This window comes from Kushneria pakistanensis (genome assembly GCF_014652795.1).
GTDB lineage: Bacteria > Pseudomonadota > Gammaproteobacteria > Pseudomonadales > Halomonadaceae > Kushneria > Kushneria pakistanensis.
In genome coordinates this window covers 450,708-472,928 of the sequence record NZ_BMZM01000001.1, presented here as the reverse complement: position 1 = coordinate 472,928, position 22,221 = coordinate 450,708, and the positions used below count along the sequence as shown (strand labels likewise).

General features: G+C 58.8%; 21 protein-coding genes. 2 read left to right on the top strand and 19 right to left on the bottom strand.

Features of this window, described 5'->3' with window-relative positions; genetic code table 11:
- Positions 1-54 precede the first annotated feature (54 nt).
- Positions 55-1,335: a phosphoribosylamine--glycine ligase gene (gene purD / locus IE123_RS02065; protein WP_189515841.1), complete on the bottom strand. Its 1,281-nt coding sequence runs from the start codon at positions 1,333-1,335 to the stop codon at positions 55-57.
- 159 nt (positions 1,336-1,494) lie between these two features.
- Between purD and IE123_RS02060 the strand changes: the two genes are divergently transcribed.
- Positions 1,495-2,214, top strand: a complete 720-nt coding sequence (locus tag IE123_RS02060) for a 16S rRNA (uracil(1498)-N(3))-methyltransferase (RefSeq protein WP_189514594.1) — start codon at positions 1,495-1,497, stop codon at positions 2,212-2,214.
- 43 nt (positions 2,215-2,257) lie between these two features.
- Here the strand turns inward: IE123_RS02060 and IE123_RS02055 are convergent, their stop codons facing one another.
- The 3 genes from IE123_RS02055 to IE123_RS02045 are packed head-to-tail and all read right to left on the bottom strand — an operon-like array spanning position 2,258 to position 5,741.
- Complete coding sequence (locus IE123_RS02055) at positions 2,258-3,721, bottom strand: phosphotransferase (RefSeq protein WP_189514592.1); 1,464 nt, start codon at positions 3,719-3,721, stop codon at positions 2,258-2,260.
- On the bottom strand, positions 3,718-4,929 hold the full coding sequence (locus tag IE123_RS02050) for an acyl-CoA dehydrogenase family protein (RefSeq protein ID WP_189514590.1): 1,212 nt from the start codon (positions 4,927-4,929) through the stop codon (positions 3,718-3,720). Before IE123_RS02050 ends, IE123_RS02055 begins: the two co-directional genes overlap by 4 nt.
- A 29-nt stretch (positions 4,930-4,958) precedes the next feature.
- Positions 4,959-5,741 carry an SDR family NAD(P)-dependent oxidoreductase gene (locus IE123_RS02045; protein ID WP_189514589.1) on the bottom strand — a complete coding sequence of 261 codons (783 nt, stop codon included), beginning with the start codon at positions 5,739-5,741 and terminating at the stop codon, positions 4,959-4,961.
- Between the two features lie 375 nt (positions 5,742-6,116).
- Here IE123_RS02045 and IE123_RS02040 point away from each other — a divergent pair, with 375 nt between their 5' ends.
- Entirely contained in the window at positions 6,117-7,784 is a 1,668-nt protein-coding gene (locus tag IE123_RS02040; RefSeq protein WP_189514587.1) for an AMP-binding protein, read from the top strand.
- A gap of 96 nt (positions 7,785-7,880) precedes the next feature.
- On the opposite strand, the gene IE123_RS02035 is transcribed toward IE123_RS02040, so the two are convergent.
- The 15 genes from IE123_RS02035 to IE123_RS01965 all read right to left on the bottom strand — a co-directional run bounded on the left by IE123_RS02035 (position 7,881) and on the right by IE123_RS01965 (position 21,890).
- The gene (locus IE123_RS02035; protein ID WP_189514585.1) at positions 7,881-8,975 is read right to left on the bottom strand and encodes a glycosyltransferase family 2 protein; all 1,095 of its coding nucleotides are present in this window, start codon (positions 8,973-8,975) and stop codon (positions 7,881-7,883) included.
- On the bottom strand, positions 8,956-10,479 hold the full coding sequence (locus IE123_RS02030) for an oligosaccharide flippase family protein (protein ID WP_189514583.1): 1,524 nt from the start codon (positions 10,477-10,479) through the stop codon (positions 8,956-8,958). Before IE123_RS02030 ends, IE123_RS02035 begins: the two co-directional genes overlap by 20 nt.
- A 29-nt stretch (positions 10,480-10,508) precedes the next feature.
- Complete coding sequence (locus IE123_RS02025; protein WP_189514581.1) at positions 10,509-11,552, bottom strand: ATP-grasp domain-containing protein; 1,044 nt, start codon at positions 11,550-11,552, stop codon at positions 10,509-10,511.
- Positions 11,553-11,594: 42 nt separating this feature from the next.
- A complete protein-coding gene (locus IE123_RS02020; protein ID WP_189514579.1) occupies positions 11,595-12,095 on the bottom strand; it encodes a GNAT family N-acetyltransferase in 501 nt (166 codons plus the stop codon).
- Positions 12,092-13,177 carry a DegT/DnrJ/EryC1/StrS family aminotransferase gene (locus IE123_RS02015; protein ID WP_189514576.1) on the bottom strand — a complete coding sequence of 362 codons (1,086 nt, stop codon included), beginning with the start codon at positions 13,175-13,177 and terminating at the stop codon, positions 12,092-12,094. Before IE123_RS02015 ends, IE123_RS02020 begins: the two co-directional genes overlap by 4 nt.
- The gene (rfbA, locus tag IE123_RS02010; RefSeq protein ID WP_189514574.1) at positions 13,174-14,043 is read right to left on the bottom strand and encodes a glucose-1-phosphate thymidylyltransferase RfbA; all 870 of its coding nucleotides are present in this window, start codon (positions 14,041-14,043) and stop codon (positions 13,174-13,176) included. Before rfbA ends, IE123_RS02015 begins: the two co-directional genes overlap by 4 nt.
- Positions 14,040-15,110, bottom strand: a complete 1,071-nt coding sequence (rfbB, locus tag IE123_RS02005; RefSeq protein ID WP_189514572.1) for a dTDP-glucose 4,6-dehydratase — start codon at positions 15,108-15,110, stop codon at positions 14,040-14,042. Before rfbB ends, rfbA begins: the two co-directional genes overlap by 4 nt.
- A gap of 448 nt (positions 15,111-15,558) precedes the next feature.
- Complete coding sequence (locus tag IE123_RS02000) at positions 15,559-16,017, bottom strand: DUF3429 domain-containing protein (RefSeq protein ID WP_189514570.1); 459 nt, start codon at positions 16,015-16,017, stop codon at positions 15,559-15,561.
- Positions 16,018-16,080: 63 nt separating this feature from the next.
- Entirely contained in the window at positions 16,081-16,521 is a 441-nt protein-coding gene (gene mnhG, locus IE123_RS01995; RefSeq protein ID WP_189514568.1) for a monovalent cation/H(+) antiporter subunit G, read from the bottom strand.
- Positions 16,514-16,783 carry an MrpF/PhaF family protein gene (locus tag IE123_RS01990; protein ID WP_189514566.1) on the bottom strand — a complete coding sequence of 90 codons (270 nt, stop codon included), beginning with the start codon at positions 16,781-16,783 and terminating at the stop codon, positions 16,514-16,516. The genes mnhG and IE123_RS01990 overlap by 8 nt, the downstream gene beginning before the upstream one ends.
- Positions 16,784-16,814: 31 nt before the next feature.
- On the bottom strand, positions 16,815-17,288 hold the full coding sequence (locus IE123_RS01985; protein ID WP_189514564.1) for a Na+/H+ antiporter subunit E: 474 nt from the start codon (positions 17,286-17,288) through the stop codon (positions 16,815-16,817).
- Positions 17,285-18,793, bottom strand: a complete 1,509-nt coding sequence (locus IE123_RS01980; RefSeq protein WP_189514562.1) for a Na+/H+ antiporter subunit D — start codon at positions 18,791-18,793, stop codon at positions 17,285-17,287. The genes IE123_RS01985 and IE123_RS01980 overlap by 4 nt, the downstream gene beginning before the upstream one ends.
- Positions 18,790-19,137 carry a Na+/H+ antiporter subunit C gene (locus tag IE123_RS01975; protein WP_189514560.1) on the bottom strand — a complete coding sequence of 116 codons (348 nt, stop codon included), beginning with the start codon at positions 19,135-19,137 and terminating at the stop codon, positions 18,790-18,792. Before IE123_RS01975 ends, IE123_RS01980 begins: the two co-directional genes overlap by 4 nt.
- 30 nt (positions 19,138-19,167) lie before the next feature.
- Positions 19,168-19,596, bottom strand: coding sequence for a Na+/H+ antiporter subunit B (locus IE123_RS01970; RefSeq protein WP_308430191.1), 429 nt, complete (start codon positions 19,594-19,596; stop codon positions 19,168-19,170).
- Positions 19,590-21,890, bottom strand: a complete 2,301-nt coding sequence (locus IE123_RS01965; RefSeq protein WP_189514556.1) for a putative monovalent cation/H+ antiporter subunit A — start codon at positions 21,888-21,890, stop codon at positions 19,590-19,592. Before IE123_RS01965 ends, IE123_RS01970 begins: the two co-directional genes overlap by 7 nt.
- Between the last annotated feature and the right edge of the window lie 331 nt (positions 21,891-22,221).

The following is a 22,221-nucleotide window of genomic DNA, read 5'->3' as shown; positions in this document are numbered from 1 at the left end:
CGCCGGCCCGTCCCGCCAAGGAGCCGGCGTGGAGCGCTATCCGTTCGTGAAGCGTTATCGGTTGATGGCGCGAGCGGCAATATCGCGGCGATAAAAACCGCCTTCAAACTGCATGGCCGCCACGCCTTCATAGGCAAGATCGCGCGCCTGTTTTACGTCATCGCCCAGCGCCGTGACGCACAGTACACGTCCACCAGCTGTCTCGATGGCGCCGCTTTCACTCTCGCGGGTGCCGGCATGGAACACGTGACAGCCCAGTTTTTGTGCCGCCTCAAACCCCGTAATGACATCGCCCTTGCGATAGCTGCCCGGGTAGCCCTGCGCAGCCATGACCACACCCACCGCCGAGCGTGCGTCCCACTGGCAGTGATACTGATCGAGCTGCCCATCGATGGCCGCCTCACACAGCGTAACCAGATCGGACTGAAGGCGCAGCATGATCGGCTGGGTTTCGGGATCCCCAAAGCGACAGTTGAACTCGATCACCCGTGGCGCGCCCTGATCATCAATCATCAGCCCCGCATAAAGAAAGCCCGTATAGGCATGTCCGTCGGCCTTCATGCCCTGAATGGTCGGCATGATGATCTCGCGCATGACGCGCTCGCGCACGCTTTCGGTGACCACCGGGGCCGGCGAATAGGCGCCCATGCCGCCGGTATTGGCACCGCTGTCATTGTCGCCCACACGCTTGTGGTCCTGGCTGGTCGCCATTTCCAGCACGTGATCGCCGTCGGCCATGACGATAAAGCTGGCCTCTTCACCATCGAGATACTCCTCGATGACCACCCGGGCGCCGGCATCGCCAAAGGCATTGTCTTCGAGCATGTCATGGATGGCAGCGCGTGCCTGCGCCATGTCTATGGCGACAATTACGCCCTTGCCGGCGGCCAGACCATCGGCCTTGATCACGATCGGTGCGCCCTGCGACTCAAGATAGGCTAGTGCCGGCGCGACTTCCGTAAAGCTTTGATAGTGGGCGGTAGGAATACCATGACGCGCCAAGAAGTCCTTGCTGAAAGCCTTGGAACCCTCAAGCCTCGCGGCGGCCGCACTCGGGCCAAAGATTTTGAGCCCTTCGGCCTGAAAGCGATCCACCACGCCTGCCACCAGCGGCGCCTCGGGACCCACGATCGTGAGCGCCACCTGCTCATTGAGCGCCACCGCCAGCAGCCCTTCAATATCGCCGCCGGCGACATCGACGTTGCGAAGACCGGGCTCGCGCGCAGTACCGGCGTTGCCGGGGGCCAGCAGCACCTCATCCACCCTGGGTGACTGTGCCAGTTTCCACGCCAGCGCGTGTTCGCGGCCACCGCCGCCAATCATCAGTACCTTCATGCCGAAGCTTTCCTGCGTCATGGTTCAAGCCTGTTACCCGGCTGCCCGGGTGCGTGTCTGGCGCATTATGTCAGAAAGCGCACGGGTCGTCCGCCCGGGAAAGCTGCGCTATCATCGCCCTCCTTTCACACGCTCGCGCCTTCTGGAAACGTCACCGCCATGAACCTGCTGCTGCTTGCCCCGGACGATCTTGTGGCCCCCGACCGGGCCTGCATCCACGATAGTCGACGCCTGAAACATCTTCATGAAGTCCATCGAGCGGCATGCGGTGAGACGCTGATTGTCGGGATGACCAATGCTGGTATTGGGCGGGCACGTTTGCTGACACTGGAGAAGGACCAGGCCGTGTTCGAAATCCTGCATCTGGATGACGCACCGCCGCCGGCGCTGCCGGTTCATGTGCTGCTCGCCCTGCCACGCCCGCGCATGCTGGCCCGCTCGCTGGAGAACATTGCCACCATGGGAGTCAAGCGGCTGACGCTTTTGCATACCGCTCGCGTCGAGAAAAGCTATTGGCAGTCGCCCGAGCTTCAACCCGAGCGCATTGAGGCGCATCTGCGCCTGGGCCTTGAGCAGGCGCGTGACACGGTATTGCCCACCGTGGACCTGCAGCCGCGCTTCAAACCCTTTGTCGAAGATCAGCTGCCTGCAGCACTGGCAGGCCAGCGGGCACTGCTGGCCCACCCGGGCATTGGTGAAAGCTGCCCCCGCGGCCTGCCCATGGATCAGCCCGTGACCCTGGCCATCGGCCCCGAGGGCGGTTTCATTCCCTTTGAGGTGGAAATGCTGCAGGCGATGGGCTTTGAAGGCATCCATCTGGGCGAGCGCATTCTGCGCGTCGAGACGGCCGTGGTATCACTGCTTTCAAGGCTTTTCTGACCACCGCCCCATGACATGACGTACCCCGACTCCGACAACGCTACTACTGCTGCACCGCCCGGGGCTGGCTGATGCGCGCGCGTGCCAGCGCATCTTCCCGAAGCAAATGACGCAGTGCTTCAAACGACTCGGGGGCGTCACGCTGGCCGTTGTAAATTTCCTCGACCAACGCCTGTGCACCGGCGCATGAATCGTCGCTGTCCAACGGTTGCGAGAGCTGCTGCGACAGTGTCTCCCGAACCTGATCCCAGATGGAAATACCGCGATGCTGCTGGCGAGCAATGATCGACAGCGCATTGGCCACCATCAGGGCCGAATGCCGGGCATCGCCCGACAGCGCCGGGATGATCTCCGACTTGAGCGTCTGACGCGTAATGTCCATCAGGTCGCGCGCATCCTCACTGAGCGTCGAAAGAGCCTCCCACGCTCTGGACGGGGACGCCCTGTCCGTATCGCTACCCACCATGTCGGTAGACCGGGGCAGCCTTGCCGGATCGACGCCGTCGTCGATGGGAATCAGGCGCAGCAGATCGAGCTCAAGGCCGGGCAACAGATGCGCCGTCAGTGCAAGTTCCAGATCCGGCTGTGCACCGCTGTCATGTCGGGCCCCCTGCTCCAGGGCGATCACGGCCCAGCGCAGTGTGGCCAGAATGATCCACCAGTCGAGCTGTTCGCGATCAGGGCGCTCACCGCCGGCATGCTCATAGCCCCGCAGGAATGCCTCGATCGAGCCCAGCCCGCCGGCATCATTTGAGCCACCAAAGCGCCAGCAAGGGGCACAGAACCAGGCAATATCAGCAGGGGCAGCGTTGGGCCCGGCAAACTCCCAGTCGAGTACGGCCTCAAGGTGTCCACCGTCGATCAACAGATTGCCGGTGCGAAAATCATTGTGGGAAAACACGACCCGCGATGGCGCCGGTGGATGACGCTCCAGCCAGCGCAACGCCCACGCCAGGACAGGCTGGGGCTGTGTCAGTTGCGCAAGTCGGGCCTGATAATCAGCCAGTTGCGCAGAAATCACCTCACCACTGTCGAGCGCAGGCTGGTCATCATCAATCAGTGGCAGTGCGTGAATACGGGCAAGCTCCGCCCCCAGCGCTTCCACCAGTGCCTCGAGCGCGCCGTCACCGGCCTGACCGACCAGTGATCGGGGGGACGCCTCGCCCCCCACATGACGCATGATCATGAAAGGACGACCCAGCACGCTGTCGTCCTCACACATCCACAGGGGTTCAGGCACGCGCACACCATGATGCCAGGCACGCTCAAGCAGGGCGAACTCCTCCCTGCGGCTGGCACTGATGGCCAGCGGCGCGCGGGCATCGCTTCGCAGTACCCAGCGCTGCTCCCCTGCCATGGGGCCGCCGGTTACCGTGACATCCAAAAGACGATTGTCCTGTACGGCGCCCCCACCCAGCCGTCGCTGCGCCCTGAGCGTCACGCTTTCGGCGCTGCTTTGCTGTGCCAGCCAGGTGCTCAGTGCCGGATCCGAATCGGTACCACTCATCTGTCGGCCATCTCCCAGTGCCAGAAGTCATTGCCTTCGCTGCGCAGCATGCGCGCCAGCAGCATCTGATGGACTTCGGTGGCCCCATCCACGATGCGGGCCTGACGCGCATAGCGGTAGATCCATTCCAGCACCGTGTCCTGGGAGTACCCCTTGGCCCCGTGAACCTGAATGGCCACATCCACTGCCTTGTTGAGCACGTTGGAGACCGCCACCTTGGCCATGCTGACCTCCTTGCGGGCAAAGCTGCCCTGATCGAGCGCCCAGGCTGCCTTCATGACCAGCGTGCGGCCTACCTCAATTTCCATGGCCACCTCGCCCAGCGAGGTCTGAATACTCTGATTGTCCGCCAGCGCGGCGCCAAAGGCCTGACGCATCTCGACATGGCTCAGCGCCTCTTCCATCGCGCGCCGCGCCAGCCCCAGCCAGCGCATGCAGTGGGTCAATCGCGCCGGCGCAAGGCGGATCTGGGCCACCTTCATGCCTTCGCCCACACCCAGCACGACCTGATCGTCGGGGATTTCCAGTCCGTCAAAAATCAGCTCACAGTGGCCGCCGTGCTCCTCGGGCCCCATGATCGGAATGCGACGCTTGATCTCCCAGCCAGGCTGGTCACGATGAAACAGGAAAACGGTCAGACCCTTGCGCGCGTCATCACTGGTGCGGGCCACCAGCATGAAATGCTCGGCAAGCCCGGCACCGGTAATGAACCACTTGTGACCGTTGATGACCCAGCGATCGCCGCGACGCTCGGCACGCGTCTGCATCATGCCGGCCATGTCGGAGCCGGCACCGGGATGTGGCTCGGTCAGGGCAAACGCACTGCGGACACGGCCATCGACAATCGGCTGCAGCCAGCGCGTTTTCTGTTCCTCGGTAGCTACCTTTTCCAACACCATCATGTTGCCGTCATCGGGCGCCACGGCGTTGAAGCAGACCGGGCCGAAGATGGAGCGGTTCATCGCCTCATAACAGGCGGCCATTCCCACCATCGAAAGCCCCATGCCCCCACGCTCCCGAGGCATCTGTGGCGACCAGAGCCCGGCTTCCTTTACCTCACCGCGCAGACGCTGCAGATGATGGTCAACGATATTTTCATGCTCATCGTAATTGGCCCGATCCAGCTCCAGCGGCTTGATGCGCTCATCGACAAACGTGCTGATGCGCTTACGGTACTGTTCGATTTCCCGCGGTAGTGAGAAGTCCATGTGATATCCGATTGGGGAAGAGATGAACGTCAGAGCGAGCTGACCATATGCCCGCCATCGACCGTAAGAACGCTGCCGGTCATGTAGCGGCCAGCCTCGCTGCACAGCAGCAGCAGTGGGCCATCAAGGGATTCGGGCGCACCCAGACGGCGCTGGGGAATACGCTTGATCAGCTTTTGTCCCTGTTCGCTCTGAAAAAATGCCTGGTTGAGCGGTGTCTCGATATAGCCCGGTGCCAGTGCATTCACTCGAATGTCATGGCGCGCCCATTCAAGCGCCAGACTTTTGGTGAGCTGGATCAATCCGGCCTTGCTGGCACTGTAGGCCGCCACATGACCGGCCACCCGCAGCCCGAGAATCGAGGCCACATTGACGATCGCCCCGCCCGTGCCCTGCGCCTGCATGGCCTGCGCGGCAGCGCGGGATACACGCATGGCACCATTGAGATTGGTATCAACGATGTCAGTCCATGCGTCCATGTCGCGCGACAGGGCCGAGGTGGTATCGGTAATGCCGGCATTGTTGATCACGATATCGGGGCTGCGTCCGGCCTCGGCCGCAAGCGCCTCGAACGCACGGTTCACGTCGTGCTCATCGCGAATATCCATGGCCGATACCCAGACCCTGACGCCGCGGGCACGCAAAGCGTCAGCCTGGGTTTCAAGCGGCCCAAGGCGCCGTCCCGTGAGCATCAGTGATGCCCCTGCACTGCCCAGCACGTGACTGAAATGTGCCCCCAGGCCGCTGGCGGCGCCTGTAATCAGCGCCACCTGACCGTCAAGGCGCAGACGCTTTTCAATATCCGCCGTCATTACCACTCCAGCATCGAGTTAAACAGGTTATCCAAAAAAAGCGGTCACTCTTATATGCGACATTAAGCATAAACAATGCCTGTTGTCGCAATATTTAAAATGGATGAATAACACTCAAACTACGACGTATTTACCTATCAGAATGTGCCGCTTTGACCATGGGTTTTATATAAGGGAAAAACCTGCTCTGGCACGGTTATATTATCTGACATAAACGATCTTTTAATTCATATTCTTTATTTATTCATGACTGATCATTGTGCGCTGTTATTGTTAATAACCGCCAGCACTCGCAAGACTGTCATGATTTTATTTATATACGTAAACCAGGGCTCAATACAAAAACAATAAGTATTAGCTGAAATATCATGGAGAATGGCATTGGATAGTTCTTGTGCATCACAAACGTCGTCATGTCTTTCACATGGTGAAAGCAATCATGCCCCCCTTTCGCCCGTCAGTTTTCTGGAGCGTGCCGTGCGGGTACACCCGGAACGGCCTGCGGTCATCGATGGCGATATCACGCTCTCCTATCGGGCGTTTTATCAGCGCAGTCGACAGCTGGCAGGCGCCCTGGAGGCCATGGGCCTTGCACCGGGCGAGGTGGTCTCCACCCTGGGCATGAATTCAAGGGCCATGCTGGAGGCGCATTATGGTGTACCGATGGCAGGTGGTGTCCTTAATGCCATCAACGCACGGCTGGATGGTGCATCCATCGCCTTCATCATGTCGCATGCCGAGACGCGCGTACTGCTCTTTGACAGGAGTCTGCGCCATATGGTGGCGACAGCACTGTCACTGCTGGCATCACCGGCGCCCGTGCTGGTGGAGATCGATGACAACGCCGGCAATGACGATACTTCGGCGCATGACGGGCTGGCGCCTCATGACTACGAGTCACTGCTGGCAGCGTCGAGCCCCTGCCAGCCAAGGGTTCCCGCTGACGAGCGTGACTGTATCGCGCTCAACTATACGTCCGGCACCACGGGCAACCCCAAGGGCGTGATCTACAGCCACCGGGGCGCCTATCTCAATGCACTGTCCAATACGCTGACGCTGAAGATGGATGACCAGACGGTCTATCTCTGGACGCTGCCCATGTTCCACTGCAATGGCTGGACCCATACGTGGGCCGTCACGGCTGCTGGTGGTACACATGTCTGCATGCGTCGGGTTGAACCGGCGCAGGTGCTTGAAATGATTCATGCCCGGGGCATCACCCACATGGCCGCTGCGCCGATCATCATGACCATGATGCTGGACCGTCCCGAGGCTTCCACACCCCTGCCCCATCCAGTGCTGCTGGCCACGGGAGGCGCCTCCCCCAATTCCGCCATCATTGCCCGCATGAGTGCGCTGGGGTTTAACGTGCTGCATCTTTATGGCATGACCGAAACCTACGGGCCCTCGCTGGTCTGCCAGTTTCAGCCCGAGTGGGCAACGCTGACCCATGAAGCGCGTGCTCGGCTGCAGATTCGCCAGGGCGTGGGCACCTTTGCCATTGAACGTGTCGCCCTCAAGGACCCAGTGACCCACGAGGACGTGCCCGCCGATGGCCAGTCACTGGGCCATCTCATGCTGCGCGGCAATACGATCATGCAGGGATACATCAAAAATCCTGAAGCCACTCGCGAGGCCATGGGCCGAGGCTGGCTGGATACCGGTGATATCGCCGTCATGCACGAGGATGGCTATATCGAGATTCGCGATCGTGCCAAGGACATCATCATCTCGGGTGGCGAATCGATTTCTTCCATTGAAATCGAGGAGATCATGATGAGCCATCCCGCCATTCGTGAGGTTGCCGTGATTGCCAGACCGCATGATTTCTGGGGCGAGACGCCGCATGCCTTTGTGGTGCCGGTCTCCGAGGCTGACAGACCGGATGAGACCGAGCTGTTGCACTGGTGTCGTGAGCATATGGCGCACTTCAAGGTGCCGCGCCATGTCACGTTTCAGACATCGCTCCCGAGAACCTCAACCGGGAAGCTCCAGAAATACGCGTTGCGTGAGCAACAGAAAACGATGATGGCCCCGGCCTGAGCCCATCCTGACAGGCCCCTGAGTACTGGTGCGCTCAGGGCCCTGTCAGACCACTGCTCCTGAGAGGCGAGAGCTCTTGCCAGAACAGACTTCCCGTCAGGTACCGCTGGAGGAACGACAGCGCTGATACCACTGACGCAGCGCCATTATCCTGGCGGCCAGCCGGGGTGTTCGTCGCAGCAGAAACAAAAGCCGCTGCGGTGCCGAGATGGCCTGCAGATGCATGCTGGCGGCAATCGCCTCACGAAAGGCGCGATAGCGGCCTGCCTGAAGATATTCAACGGAGGCGTAATACCAGCGCCGCGCCATGGCGAGCGTGATGGCCGGTGTATGAGAGGCGCCCAGCAGTTCCGACAGATGGGTCATGCACTCGGCGTGGCGTGTCATGAAGTCCTGATGGCGCGCATGGCGCTGGTCATCTTCCAGCCTGCGCTGCTGCTGTGACCACGACCCCTGCGCCTGCGTACGATAGACCGCCATGACATCGGGCAGATACAGGGCACCTGCCGGCCAGGCTGCGATGACCTGAAGATAAAAGTCCCCGACAGGGGCCGTGGTGTAAAACCACTCGGGAAGGCGCTCCATGACATCTCGATGCAGCATCAGCGATGGCGAGGGACAGTAGTCCCCGGTATGTACCAGCAGTTCATCGAGATGGACCACACGCTCATGGTTGCGCTTGTCGTGTGCTTCAATATGCAGATGCTCCTGATCGGGACCACGACGCATCACGTTGTGATAGCTGATCGCGATCTCCGGGCGCGCCTGCATGGCTCGGTACTGTCGGGCGAGCTTTTGCTCGTCGCACCAGAAGTCATCCCCCTCACACAGGGCGAGATACTCGGCCCGGGCAAAGCCTGCCGCCAGCGGCATGATGCGATGTCCTTTCTGATACTGATTTTCATGACGCAATACAGCCCGGATGACGCGAGGATAGCGCTGAGCATATTCATCAACGATCTCTGCCGTACCATCGGTTGAGGCATCATCATGGATGATGATTTCAAAACAGAAATCCGTCTTCTGACGCAGAAAGCCTTCGATGGCATCCCGGATATAGCCTGCCTGATTGAAGGTCGTGCACAGGATGCTGACCTCGGGCCTGTCCGCGTCCGCCGGCCAGTGCCGAACAAGCGCCTCTTCAGAGGGCAGTGCGTCTGCGTTCAGTACGTCAGTGGCTGGCGCGGGCATGTTTTCTCTCCTGCAAACGGCGAATGATCATGTCGCGTCCCACCGAGGAAACCACCGCATTGACCAGCAAAATGGCGACACCCATGGCCATCAGACTGGCAAATATCCAGGGCCTGGGCAGCGCCCAGAGAGACAATCCAAGCCACTGATAAAACAACAGCATCAGGGCCGTGGCGACGGCACAGGGCAGAATATCCCGGGTCATCCATTGGCGGTGGATGTTGGGTGCAAACCTTGCATGTACAAACGGCGTCCAGAGCAGAAACGACAGCAGGCGAAAGCCACACCAGGCGATGGCCACGCCAATCGCCTGCCACTGCCAGGCTGCGACCACCACCACCGGCACCACGATCAGTACCGACACCGTGTTATAGATGACATGCAGGCGCAGTTGGCCGTGCGCGTACTGGAGATAATATTGAAAGGCGCCAATGGCAAGCAGACCGTTGCCCAGCGCGTACCAGAGCAGGATAGGCGCCCCCCACTGTGCGGCCTCCATGTTACCGGTCCAGGCATACAGCAGCTGACCGCCATAAAGGGCCACCATGCCGGCCACCGGCAGGAGCGTGGCCGCGATGAACTGGGAGGCACGACGGTAAAGGCGCAGCATCTGCGCCTCCTCCTGGCTGGCAAGCAGTGCTGTCATGCGCGGCATCAGGGCACGACTGATCGGCATGGTCAGGGTCATGATCGCATTGGCCACCACCACCACAAGAGTGAAATAGCCATATTCCGATAGCGGCAAAAATGATGAGAGCAACAGCTTGTCCAGCTGCGTCATCAATATCCAGATACCGGCCGTATAGGCCACACCGCCGGCAAAGGGCAGCACCGGGCGCAGCACCGCCCAGGAAAATCCCTGCCACATCTCTCGCCCGCCCAGCAGGCGATAGAACATGACGCCCAGCACCAGAAGCTCCAGCAACGCAATCGCAATCTGGTATTCGAAATAGGCACTGGGCTGTGTGCTGACAAACTGCAGGATCAGCAGTACACCCAAGAACTTGAACGTGGCGATCAAGACGTTGACCACGTTCAACGAGACCTGGCGCTCAAGTCCCTGAATGCCGCTGCGGTACAGCGACGCCAGCCAGCGCATGCCGATCATGATGCCCATGAGCACGATGCACCAGGCCACCTCATCACGTGACAACGTATCGACTTCGAGCCACTGCGTGGCAATCCAGTCACTGCCCAGCGTGATCAGCAGCATTACCACGACCGCTAGCCCCAGAAACACGACTTCAAGGCTTCGCACCAGCCCGCGCAGCTGCTGCCACTGATCGCCCTGATGCGTGGCGGCCCTGGCCGTTTCGCGGGCAAGCGTGGGCGACATGCCCATATCCAGCAGGTTAAGCCAGGCCTGCAATACAATGAAAAAGCCTACCAGACCGTAGGCTTCCTCTCCCATCCAGGCCAGATAAAAGGGATAAACGACAATACCGATCAGCGTGGTGTAAAGCTGACCGGCATAGTTGGCAAGCGCATTGGCCTTGACCGACACGACATACTCCTGTCAAACAAACCCGTGGGTCATGATGATCGGTCGCCCTGGCCTGCATCAGGTGCCTGCATGGGAACAAGTGCCTTGAGCCCGAAGGTCCCAACGCGTGCCACTTCAGGCGCCGGTGGCAGCCCTTTTGCAAGGCGCAACAGCATTTCAGGATAGTTGGCGCCGGCCAGATGCGAGAAGGGATAGCCGCCGCCAAACCGGGCATTAAACTCGATCACGGCCAGGCGATCGCCACTGACCATGACATCGACATCAAGATTGCCTACATGCCCCAACTGACGCCCAAGGCGCTCGCCGAGGCGTGCCAGGGCCGGCATGTCCACGATCTCGGCCACATCGGTTTCGCCCGAGCGCATGCGCACCTTGCGCTTGACGGTAGTAATCACATGATGGCGTTCAAAATCATTGAAGATATCAAGTCCGTACTCCTGACCGGCAATGCCCTCCTGAATCAGCACATCGCCTCGACCATCCTTTTCGATGACACGATCTTCCATCAACGTGAGATAGCTGCGAGCAATGGCACGGCGGGTATGTTCATAAAAAAAACGCAGCTCCTCAATGTCACGAGCGATCTGTACACCGATGGAGCCCATTCCCCAGCGGGGTTTTACAAACAGCGGCCAGCGTACTTCTCCAGCATTCACGGCTTCCAGTGCTGCCGGGAGTGATGCCCAGGTGCGCGGCCCGTCAAACCCGTGCTCCTGCAGAAATATCTGGGTACGCCACTTGTCGTTGGCGATATCCACCACCGCCTCATCGGAGACAGCCACTCGAATACCGTGCTCGGCAAACCGTGCCCGGGCGGCACTGAGAAAAGGCAGATCGATGTCAAAAAGTGACACCACCAGCTCGACATTTTCCTTTTCTGCAATATCGAGCAGCGCATCGATATAGCCGGGATCATTGACCGCGGGCACTTCATGAGCGCGGTCGGCACGCCACATGCCATCGGTCATGGGGTCACTGTTGGCCGCGATGACCCGCCCCTGACCGGCAAGCGCATCACGAAAGTAATCCACGAGATAACCGCGTCGACCGACGCAGGACAGCAGTACGTTCATGAACCCTCCCCGGGCAGGTCGCCGCCATGACGGTATGAGACGCTAGCGGGCATGGTCGGATCGATCCACAAGCGGCATGGTCAGCTGCAGCGACTCAACGCCCCACTCGTTGGTTTCCACCCGTTCGACCACAAAACCCATTTCTTCGTAGAAGGCCAGAATCCTGCCGCGATGCCACGTTCTGGCACGCAGATCAAACATGCCGGCTTGCCGACAGGACTCGATGCCCATCGACAGCAGCGGTCGCGCGATACCGCTGCCACGATAATTTGGCAAAACGCCAAAGAACGTGGCATAGGCCTGATGATGCTCCTGGTCGTTGGCATAGCAGGCAATGGCGGCCACCACCTCATCGCCGTCCAGTACGTAATCTACCTCGGCCAGACGCAGCAGCTTGTCGACATAATCAGGCAGGTGATGCTGCTCTGACAGGGGCGGCGTGAACTCCTTTTCGACCTGCTCGATAAAGCGCAGGAAGGCTTCAGGCAACAGGGCACGGTCGCGATGACGATGAAAGGCAAGCTCGGGGGCATCGTGGCTCATGCAGTCTCCAGTAACAGGGCATCTTCAAGGTGGCGCATGACCTGCTCGGCATCCTCACCGGTCATGGCCACAAAATTGGGCAGACAAAGCACCCGCGAGGCGATGTCTTCTGCCACGGGCATGGCAGGCGCGATACCGCTTACGGCCTCGACGCGGCTGAGTGCTGGATAAAAATAGCGGCGCGGGTGGATATCGCGCTCGGCCAGATAGTGCATGACACTTTCCAGCTGCGCCTCGCTGCGCAGCAGTATGGGGTAATAGGCATGATTGACATCGGCCCCGGACACCAGGCCAGGCCGGGATACAGGCAATCCCCTGCGGTCGATCCATCGATCGTAGATTCCGGCGATATCGGCCCGACTGGCAAGGATGTGCTCCAGCCAGGGCCAGAGCGCCAGGCCCATCGCCGCATGTGCCTCGGAGCCCTTGGCGTTGATGCCTGCTCCACCGGTCTGCCCGAAGGCCCGCAGCGAGGCGATACGTTCACCGAGTTCGGCACTGCGGGTAAAGAGCGCCCCGCCCTCGATGGTGTGAAAAAGCTTGGTCGCATGAAAGCTGGTAATGCTGATGTCGCCATAATCCAGCAGGCTGCGCCCCAGATGATTTGAACCAAAGGCGTGCGCGCCGTCGTAGATGACCTTCAGGTCATGACGGCGAGCAATGGCCTCGATGGCCTCGACATCACAGGGATGGCCGTAGATGTGTGTGGCCAGAATGGCGGAGGTGGCCGGCGTGATCGCTGCCTCAATACGCGCTGGATCAAGCGTCAGCGTCTGTGGATCGATATCGACAAACACCGGCGACAGATCTTCCCATAGCAGCGCGTTGAGCGTGGCCACAAAGGAAAACGGCGTCGTGATGACCTCGCCTTCCAGCGCCAGCGCCTTGAATGCCAGCTGCAGGGCCAGCGTGCCGTTGGCCACAAAATGGCAGTGCTCGATCTCCAGAAACGTCTTTAGATGCTGTTCAAAGGACTGCACCAGCGGCCCGTGATTGGTCAGCCACTGGCGCTTGAACATGTCGTTGATATAGCGCTGATAGTCCGCCTCGGGCGGCAGAAAAGGACGCGTAAAGGGAATCATGCCGACTCCAGCAGCGAGATCAGATACTGTCCATAACCGTTTTTCTCCAGCGCACGCCCCTGTATCATCAGCGCCTCGCTATCGATCCAGCCGTTGCGCCAGGCGATCTCCTCAAGGCAGGCCACCTTGTAGCCCTGTCGCTTCTCGATGGTTTCCACAAACTGTGCGGCTTCCAGCAGGCTTTCGTGAGTGCCGGTATCAAGCCAGGCAAACCCGCGGCCCAGCAGTTCGACGTTAAGCTTGCCCCGCTCCAGATAGGCCTGGTTGACGCTGGTAATCTCGAGCTCTCCCCGATCGGAAGGCCGCACCTCACGGGCAATATCCACAACATCATTGTCATAGAAATAGAGCCCTGTGACGGCGTAGCGCGATTTCGGCTGTTTCGGTTTCTCCTCCAGCGACAGCACGCGCTGATCGCTGTCGAACTCCACCACGCCGAAGCGCTCGGGGTCGCGTACCTGATAACCGAATATCGTGGCACCAGCGTCGCGGTTCACTGCACGCCTCAAGCGTGGTACGAAGCCATGACCATAGAAGATGTTGTCGCCCAGAATCAGGCAGACATTGTCATTGCCGATAAACGACTCACCGATCAAAAACGCCTGCGCCAGTCCATCGGGGCTGGGCTGTGCGGCGTATTCGATCGACAGCCCGAAACGCTCGCCATCCCCCAGCAGACGCTGGAACAGGGACTGTTCGACCGGCGTGGTAATGATCAGTACTTCCCGAATACCGGCCAGCATCAGTATCGACAGCGGGTAGTAGATCATCGGCTTGTCGTGGATGGGCAGAAGCTGCTTCGAGACGCCAAGCGTCAGCGGATACAGTCGTGTGCCGCTGCCGCCGGCCAGAATGATACCTTTCATGCCGTGGCTCCCAGTCCCTGACGCTGGCGGGTATCGGCATTCTCGACGCCCTGACACCAGTCGCCATGGTTTAAAAACCACCGCACGGTCTTTTCGATGCCGCTTTCAAAGCTCTCCTGCGGACGCCAGCCCAGTTCACGCTCGATATGCGAGGCATCGATGGCGTAGCGCCGGTCATGCCCGGGGCGGTCCGCCACATGGGTGATGAGATCGTGAAAGCGGGTAACCCCCTCAGGATGCGGCACTTCAAGACGTTCAAGCACATCGCAGATGGTGGTCACCACATCGATATTGCGGCGCTCCTCATGGCCACCGATGTTATAGCTGCTGCCGATCACGCCTTCATGCATGACCCGATGAAGCGCGCGGGCGTGGTCCTCGACGAAAAGCCAGTCGCGAATCTGATGCCCCTCACCGTAAACCGGAATTGCACGCCCCTGGATGGCGTTGAGAATGACCAGCGGGATCAGCTTTTCCGGAAAATGCCACGGGCCATAATTGTTAGAGCAGTTCGTGATCAGGGTCGGCAGCCCATAGGTGCGCTGCCAGGCGCGTACCAGATGATCGGCGCTGGCCTTGCTGGCGGCATAGGGCGAGCTGGGCGCATAGGATGAGGTTTCACTGAAGGGAGCGGCGTCCGGTGACAGATCGCCGAACACCTCATCGGTTGACACATGGTGAAAGCGAAAGCGCTCGCGACTTTCGCCCTCGAGCCCCTCATACCAGTGGCGTGCGGCTTCCAGCAGATTGAAGACACCCACGATATTGGTATCGATGAAAACAGCCGGGCCATCGATGGAGCGGTCTACATGAGACTCGGCTGCCAGATGGACCACGATATCCGGCTGCCAGGTCGAAAACAGACGATCCAGCGCCGGCCGATCGCGAATGTCGACCTGTTCCAGCTGGTAACGGGGATCCTGATCGATGTCCTGCAGTGTGGCGGTATGACCTGCGTAGGTAAGGCAGTCAACGTTGATGATACGACACGTATCATGGGTGATCAGATGACGTATCAGCGCCGAGCCGATAAATCCGGCGCCTCCGGTGACCATAACTGTCTGCATGATTCTCGATCCCTTGAGCCCATTTTCCCGACCCGGCGCTTCAGGGGTCGCGAATAGAGGGCGTGGTCGTGCGTCGCAGTCTGTTTAAATGTCGAAATTATTAACGTGACATAATATTAACCAACAGACATACAGGTCGTATTTATTGCGTTATGCAACCGAGAATAGACAAATAAAACACTTTTTTGTTGTGCTGAAATAGCCGTGATTTATTGTACTTTGGAAGGACTGATAAAGAGTCTCATCAAATAACAATAAAAGAATGAAAGGTTGTAGGAATGGTCATACAAAAAGCGCGCCCTTCTAAATGAAGCGCGCGCTTTTTTAGATGTCATGTCATTCAATACATGACAAGTACTATATATAAGTCAACTCAGGTTAAGAATCACCCAGGTAACTTTATATTCATCAAACTCAAACAAATGGTAATAAACCGCTGCTTAAACCATTATGCCAACATGAGTAACAGCAGAATGGACAGGTGCGCCACAACCACAACAACCGTGAGCAGCGTGCGCAGCGAGGTATACCAGGCCGGCAGGCGCTCCACGCTATCGGCCTGCGCTTCATAAAGACGGATCAAAAGAAAGCCGGTCATCAGTGCCAGCAGGGAAAACTGCGGGCTGAGCATGAGCGCCGGCCAGGCCAGCAGCGACGGCGCCATGGCCACGACCATGCGTGAGCTGAAGTGATGGCTGCCCTCATGATCGAGACTCATGGCTACACCCCAGTGTATGCCACCCAGAAACGACAGGATTACAGCGCTATAGTAAAGAAATGCCTGAAGCGCGACGCCCTGCCAGCCGGGTACTGACAGCACGACAATAGCGGCAAGGCCTACAAAGGGGATTAACCCCGCGATACCCAAAAGCCAGGGCAGTGTTGCAACCTTTTTTCCAGACAGCATGGCAGGATCAACATCCAAGAAGTGGGGACAACAGCATAGCAATGCCCGACGCCTGACGATATGTCAGGCTCTGGTGTCGGAATCGCCCTTCCCACCCTCACTGCGCCCGTCACGCAGAGCATCAGTCTCTGATTCTTTCGCTGGCTTTTTCAGGCCACTGTGCAGGCGATGACTCAAGGGATTGTAATTGGGCCGCAGCTCATCCTTGAGTGTCCCCTTCCACAGCTCGATCCCCACAAAATAGCCGGCACGGCCGATGACATGTGCTGCGACCGGCGCCGTCAGCAATACGAAGAAGGTAATGGCGATCGTTCGAGCAAACACGACCTCTTCCAGAAAATGCAGTGCTACCGCCGCCATCAGCAGCATGACCCCCAGCGACGCCCCCTTGGTAGAGGCATGCATTCGAGTCAGTAGATCCGGCAGCCGCACAATACCCAGCGCGGCAATCAACATGAAAAGAGACCCTGTAACCAGCAAAAGCCCCTGGAGTAACTCAATCATCGCGACGCCCTCCTCGTTCCAGAAACCGGGCAAACCCGACGGTTGCCAGAAAGGACATCAGCGCCACCACAATGGCGACGTCGAGAAAGCTGGTCTCATCGCTTTGGAGAGCATGCACACCGATGATGCCCACAATGATCATAGATAAAAGCTCCAGCGCGACGACCCGATCCGGCAGGCTGGGCCCGATCACCAGGCGTACGAAGCACAGCACCAGGGAGATGGCCAGAATGGCAAAGCTCAAATGGATCAGTATCTGCATGCGTCCCCCGTCATGTTCACGCTCATGTGACTCATCGCAGCACCGCCAGCGCTCGACGCTCCATCTCCCGCATATCCCCTCTCAATGCCTGCTCGTCATCCAGGAACATGGCATGAATAAAGAGCACACGGCGATCATCGGAAATATCCAGACTCAGCGTGCCCGGCGTCAGTGAAATCAGGTTGGCCACAAAGGCGATTTCAAGATCGGTCTTCGCCTCCAGTTCAAAGGCAATAACCCCTGGTTTCATGTGCCATGGTGGCGTAATGACATCAAAGGCGACCTTGAAATTGGCCATGAAGAGTTCACGCAGGAAATAAAACACGAAGGACACGATTCTTGGCAGGCGGCTGCCATAGCCACGAAGACCCGGAATATGATTTTGCAGCAGCCAGATGACCAGATAACCGAATGCCAGCCCCGTCAGCATGCCCCCCATGCTGAAATCACCACTGAGCGCGATCCAGGCTACCGCCAGCAATAGATTGGATAAAAGCCCTGTCATGGCTGCTCTCCCAGTACAGCATCGATATAGCCCTGCGGATCGAGCAACTGCGCTGCAGCGGCTTCGGCCACGTCATAAAGAAGCTGACCGTTGAGCCCGATGAAAACCGTACAGGCCGCCAGCCCTAGGATCGGCGCAATCATCAGCCAGAGATGGCGCTGGGACAGCGGGCTGACCTTTATCGCGGCGCCGTCATCATCGGGTGCCTTTTTCCAGAACACCTCGGCCCAGATCTTGGTCATCGAATAAAGTGTCAGCAGACCAACCAGCAGTGCAATCACCGTAATAGTGATCTCGCCGGCTTCAATGCTGGCGCGAATCAGTACGAACTTGGCAAAAAAGCCGGACAGGGGTGGCACACCAGCCAGTGACAGCGCCGGAATCAGAAATAGCACACCCAGCAATGGCCAGGCCTTGTAAACGCCCCCCAGCCGCTTGAGGTCATGCGTGCCCTTCAATCGATGCACGACTCCACTGATCAGAAACAGATTGGTCTTCACGATGATGTGGTGAAGGATATAAAACACCCCGCCAACCAGCGCCAGTGGCGTGAAAAGCGCCAGTCCCATCAACATGTAACCAATCTGACTGACGATGTGGAAGGACAGTATCCGGCGAAACTCGAACTGGGCCGCCGCCCCCAGCACGCCGGTCAGCATGGTCAGTGCCGCGCCCCACAGCAGAATTTCGTGAGTAAAATCCACCGACTGATTGAAAATCAGGGTGAAGACACGAAACAGGGCGTACACCCCCACCTTGGTCAAGAGGCCCGCAAACAGTGCCGACACCGCCACCGGGGGCGTGTGATAGGCCGCCGGCAGCCAGAAGAACAGCGGAAAGGCCGCCGCCTTGATGCCAAACGAGATCATGAACATGACCGCGACGATATCGATCAGCGTGTTGTCCTCGACCAGGGCCACACGCCGGGCAATATCGGCCATGTTGAGCGTACCGAGCATGCCGTAAAGAAGCCCAATGGCGCTGAGAAAAATCACTGATGAGAGCAGATTAAGCGTCACATACTTGATGGCCCCTTCCATCTGCGCCCGCTCGCCGCCCAGAATCAACAACGCAAAGGAGGCCAGCAGCATTACTTCAAACCAGACATACAGGTTGAAGATGTCACCGGTCAGAAAGGCCCCTGCCACGCCCGCCAGCAGCAGATGCAGCAGCGGATAGTAGCCAAAGGTTTCATGGCCACGCCCGATGGTCGGCAGGGAGTACACCGCCACGGCAAAGCCGATAATCCCGGTCAACACCACCATGATGGCACTCAGAAGGTCCGCGACCAGCGTAATCCCGAAGGGCGCCGCCCAGCCACCGGCATTCATGATCACATGGCCCTGATCCTGCACGCTGGCAAAAAGCCAGATGCTGACCGCCAGCAATGCAGCCGTACCGGCGACGCCAATCAGACGCTGCATCATGCGCGAGCGCCAGAACGCCATCGACAGCGCGCCGGCCGTAAGGGGAATCAATATGGGGAGAGCTACTTCCGGGCTCACGTGTCGGTATCCTTCATCTGGTCCATATCATCGACCCTGACGATCTGGTAGGCGCGGCGAATCAGTACCACGGCAAACGACAGCACCCCGAAGGCGATGACGATGGCGGTAAGCACCAGTGCCTGCGGCAACGGATCGGCAATCACATCACCCAGCGGATCTCCGTTCATGGGGATCAGCGGCGGCGCATCGCGCGTCATGCCGGCAACCGTAAAGATCAACAGGTTGGCCGCGTTTGAAATCAGGATCAGTCCGATCACCAGCTTGACGATCGACCGTCGCAGCATCATGTAAATGGCAGCGGCATAAATCACGCCGATGACAACCGCCATTATGGGTTCCATACAGTCCCCTCCCTTGATGGTGCGCGCGTGTCATGCCTCATCCTTGTCGACCTCCGTCAGCGTGATCACGGCCGTCAATACCGACCCCAGTACGACCAGATACACACCAATATCAAAAATCAACGGTGTGGAAAGCTTGAGCCCCAGCATGGGTACCTCCCACCACTGCGCGGTCAGAAACGCCTCTCCCTGCCACCAGGCCGGAAAGGCAGAACCCACGCCCAGCAACAGACCAAAGCCAATGCAGTCACGCGGATCGACACGCAGCAGACGCCGCGTGGCTTCCGGACCGTTGACAAACTGATGCATGGCAAAGGCGCCCGCCACGACCAGACCTGCAATGAAGCCGCCGCCGGGCTCATCATGGCCACGCAGCAACAGAAAAAGAGAGAACAGAATCTGTAGCGGCACCAGCATCTGGGCGGCTACCGATAGAATCAGAGTGCCTGTTTTCATGATGCCTTCTTCTCTTTTGCCTGCAGTCTGAGCATGGCCAGCACACCGATGGCTGCCAGGGACAATACAAAGATCTCACCCAGCGTATCCAAGGCGCGGAAGTCGACCAGGATGACATTGACGATGTTATGGCCGTGACCCAGGGGCTCACTGTTTTCGATCATGTATTCAGAGATGGAGGTGAAAAGATCCTGTCCGAGCACGGTCAGAATCAAAAGCGTCATGAGCACCCCCGTGCTGACGGCAACAAACATGTCACGCACACGCTCCATGGGGGTTGAAAAGCTCGAAAAGCGTGGCATGCGAAAGAGCACCAGAATGAGCAGTATCACTGTCAGGGTTTCGATCAGAAGCTGCGTAATGGCAAGGTCCGGGGCGCTGAAGAGCAAAAATATCAGCGCGATCCCAAAGCCCATGACCCCCGCGGTGGCCACCGCCGCCAGACGTGAGCGCATCATGCAGGCCATGATCGCGCTGGCTGCGGTGACAAATGCCACCACGACTTCCTGCAGACGCACATCCAGTTCAAGATCAAATACCGGGCCGTGACGTACCAAAAGCGTGTAGCCGGTCAGGCCCACAAAGGTGAGCAGGGTCAGAATCAGATAGTTGCGCATGTAACCGCTTTGCAGCAGACGTGTCTGCCATTCGGCCACACGCACCAGCAGATCCATCAGCTTCCAGTACACGGCTTCCGGGCCGCGATCGAGTATCGGACTGAAACGATGGATGGCGCCTCGTACCCCCGACCAGCGCCAGCACACCAGAAGACCCACACACAAACTGAACATCGACATCATCAGCGCCGTATTGATGCCGTGCCAGAGATACAGATCGGTCGCCACCTCGGTGCCCATGACTGCACTGGCCGCGGCATTCAAAAGACCGTCGCCCGCCAGCCAGGGCATAAAGCCCAACACCAGTGACAGGCCTGCCAGCACACAGGGCCCGGCCAGCATGGACAGCGGTGCTTCATGAGGATCTTTCGGTGTGGCCTTGAGTGCCCCGAAGAAGGGACGCAGTGCCACGATACCGGCCGCTGCTACCACCAGTACGGAGGCCAGCAGGCTCATGCCGATCAGGAAACCGGTATAGCGCGGTGCATCGAGGACGGCTTCAAACATCAGCTCCTTGGCCACGAAACCAAAGAGCGGAATTACCCCGCCCAGCGACATGGCCGCCACGAAGGCACACAGGGCCGTCACCGGCATGGCGCGACGCAGGCCACCCATCTCGTCAATGTCCTTGGTACCTGTCTCGTGATCAAGTGCGCCTGCCACCATGAACAGCGCCCCCTTGTAGAGGGAGTGGGCCGCCAGGAAGGTGACAAAGGCAATCATGGCCGCCTCTCCGCCGATGCCCAGCAGCATGGTCAACGTCCCCAGTGCCATGACAGTGGAATAGGCAAGTACCTTTTTGATGCCCGAAAAACGAATGGCCAGGAAGGCCCCCACGACCATGGTGATCGCACCCACAATGCAGAGAATGGTCATCCAGGTCTCGGTGCCGCCCAGCCCGGGCTGCAGACGCGCCATCAGATAGATACCGGCCTTGACCATGGTGGCCGAGTGCAGATAGGCCGATACCGGCGTCGGTGCCGCCATGGCATTGGGCAGCCAGAAATGAAACGGGAACTGCGCCGATTTGGTAAAGGCACCGCCCAGCAGACACAGCAGCATCGGTAGATAAAGCGCGTGCTCACGAAGGGCGTCGCCATCATTGAGCAATGTTTGAAGCGACCAGCTGCCCCCTGCCACGTTGAGCATGATCAGGCCGCTCATGAGCGCCAGACCGCCGGTAAAGGTCACCAGCAACCCTTGAAGGGCTGACTTGCGGGCAGCAGCATCCTCATGATTGAAGCCGATCAGCATGTAGGAGGTGATGCTGGTCAGCTCCCAGAACACGAACAGTGTCATCAGCCCGTCTGCCATGACGACGCCAAGCATGGAGGACATGAATGACAGGATCAGCACATAAAAACGGGCAAGCTGTGGGTGCCCGTGCAGATAACCGCTGGCATAAATGATGATCAGCGTACCGATGCCGCTGATCAGAAGTCCGAACAGCAGCGACAGGCCATCCAGCCAGAAACTTAAGCTCAGCCCAAGACTTGGCGCCCACGCCTGTTCGAAATAGATGCCGCCTGACTGCAGCACTTCAGGCATCAGTGAGACCAGCCAGAAGGCGATAGCGGCAGGGTAAAGTGCCAGTATCAGCCCGGTGCGGCTACCGCACCAGCGGGATATCAGAGGAACAAGGATGGCCAGCACAAATCCGGACAACACGGCGATCTGCATGGTGCGTTATCTCTCCTCTTGCTACGACCTGATCGTCTTGGACCGCGCTGTAATGGCCGTTCGACATCCTTGCCTGTTCATGGAAGAAGACAGCAAATCGGGCTCGATATGCTATTGTGATGTCGCATTACAGCGGCAATGACCTACTTTTTTCAATCATTTAACCTTAAGATTCAGGTTTGACACCTTATAAGGGCCGCTGGACACAACAAGGGGTATTGCCAGTACGTCATCTGCAAGGGAGAATCGCCTAACTGCTTGATGTCGTTGCATAGCGCAACATTCTGCAAGTAATTAATAACAAGGGCCGCCCCTTTTTGGGAGACGGCTT

Coding starts and splice junctions, on each gene's coding strand:
- IE123_RS02025 (WP_189514581.1), bottom strand. CDS start 11,552: ATGAACGTACTGCTGTCCTGCGTCGGTCGACGCGGTTATCTCGTGGAT.
- IE123_RS02020 (WP_189514579.1), bottom strand. CDS start 12,095: ATGAGCCACGATGCCCCCGAGCTTGCCTTTCATCGTCATCGCGACCGT.
- IE123_RS02040 (WP_189514587.1), top strand. CDS start 6,117: ATGGCATTGGATAGTTCTTGTGCATCACAAACGTCGTCATGTCTTTCA.
- mnhG (WP_189514568.1), bottom strand. CDS start 16,521: ATGATTGAGTTACTCCAGGGGCTTTTGCTGGTTACAGGGTCTCTTTTC.
- rfbB (WP_189514572.1), bottom strand. CDS start 15,110: ATGCAGACAGTTATGGTCACCGGAGGCGCCGGATTTATCGGCTCGGCG.
- IE123_RS02000 (WP_189514570.1), bottom strand. CDS start 16,017: ATGCTGTCTGGAAAAAAGGTTGCAACACTGCCCTGGCTTTTGGGTATC.
- IE123_RS02060 (WP_189514594.1), top strand. CDS start 1,495: ATGAACCTGCTGCTGCTTGCCCCGGACGATCTTGTGGCCCCCGACCGG.
- IE123_RS01985 (WP_189514564.1), bottom strand. CDS start 17,288: ATGACAGGGCTTTTATCCAATCTATTGCTGGCGGTAGCCTGGATCGCG.
- IE123_RS02050 (WP_189514590.1), bottom strand. CDS start 4,929: ATGGACTTCTCACTACCGCGGGAAATCGAACAGTACCGTAAGCGCATC.
- rfbA (WP_189514574.1), bottom strand. CDS start 14,043: ATGAAAGGTATCATTCTGGCCGGCGGCAGCGGCACACGACTGTATCCG.
- IE123_RS02035 (WP_189514585.1), bottom strand. CDS start 8,975: ATGCCCGCGCCAGCCACTGACGTACTGAACGCAGACGCACTGCCCTCT.
- IE123_RS02015 (WP_189514576.1), bottom strand. CDS start 13,177: ATGATTCCCTTTACGCGTCCTTTTCTGCCGCCCGAGGCGGACTATCAG.
- IE123_RS01990 (WP_189514566.1), bottom strand. CDS start 16,783: ATGCAGATACTGATCCATTTGAGCTTTGCCATTCTGGCCATCTCCCTG.
- IE123_RS01965 (WP_189514556.1), bottom strand. CDS start 21,890: ATGCAGATCGCCGTGTTGTCCGGATTTGTGCTGGCCATCCTTGTTCCT.
- IE123_RS02055 (WP_189514592.1), bottom strand. CDS start 3,721: ATGAGTGGTACCGATTCGGATCCGGCACTGAGCACCTGGCTGGCACAG.
- IE123_RS01975 (WP_189514560.1), bottom strand. CDS start 19,137: ATGGAACCCATAATGGCGGTTGTCATCGGCGTGATTTATGCCGCTGCC.
- purD (WP_189515841.1), bottom strand. CDS start 1,335: ATGAAGGTACTGATGATTGGCGGCGGTGGCCGCGAACACGCGCTGGCG.
- IE123_RS02045 (WP_189514589.1), bottom strand. CDS start 5,741: ATGACGGCGGATATTGAAAAGCGTCTGCGCCTTGACGGTCAGGTGGCG.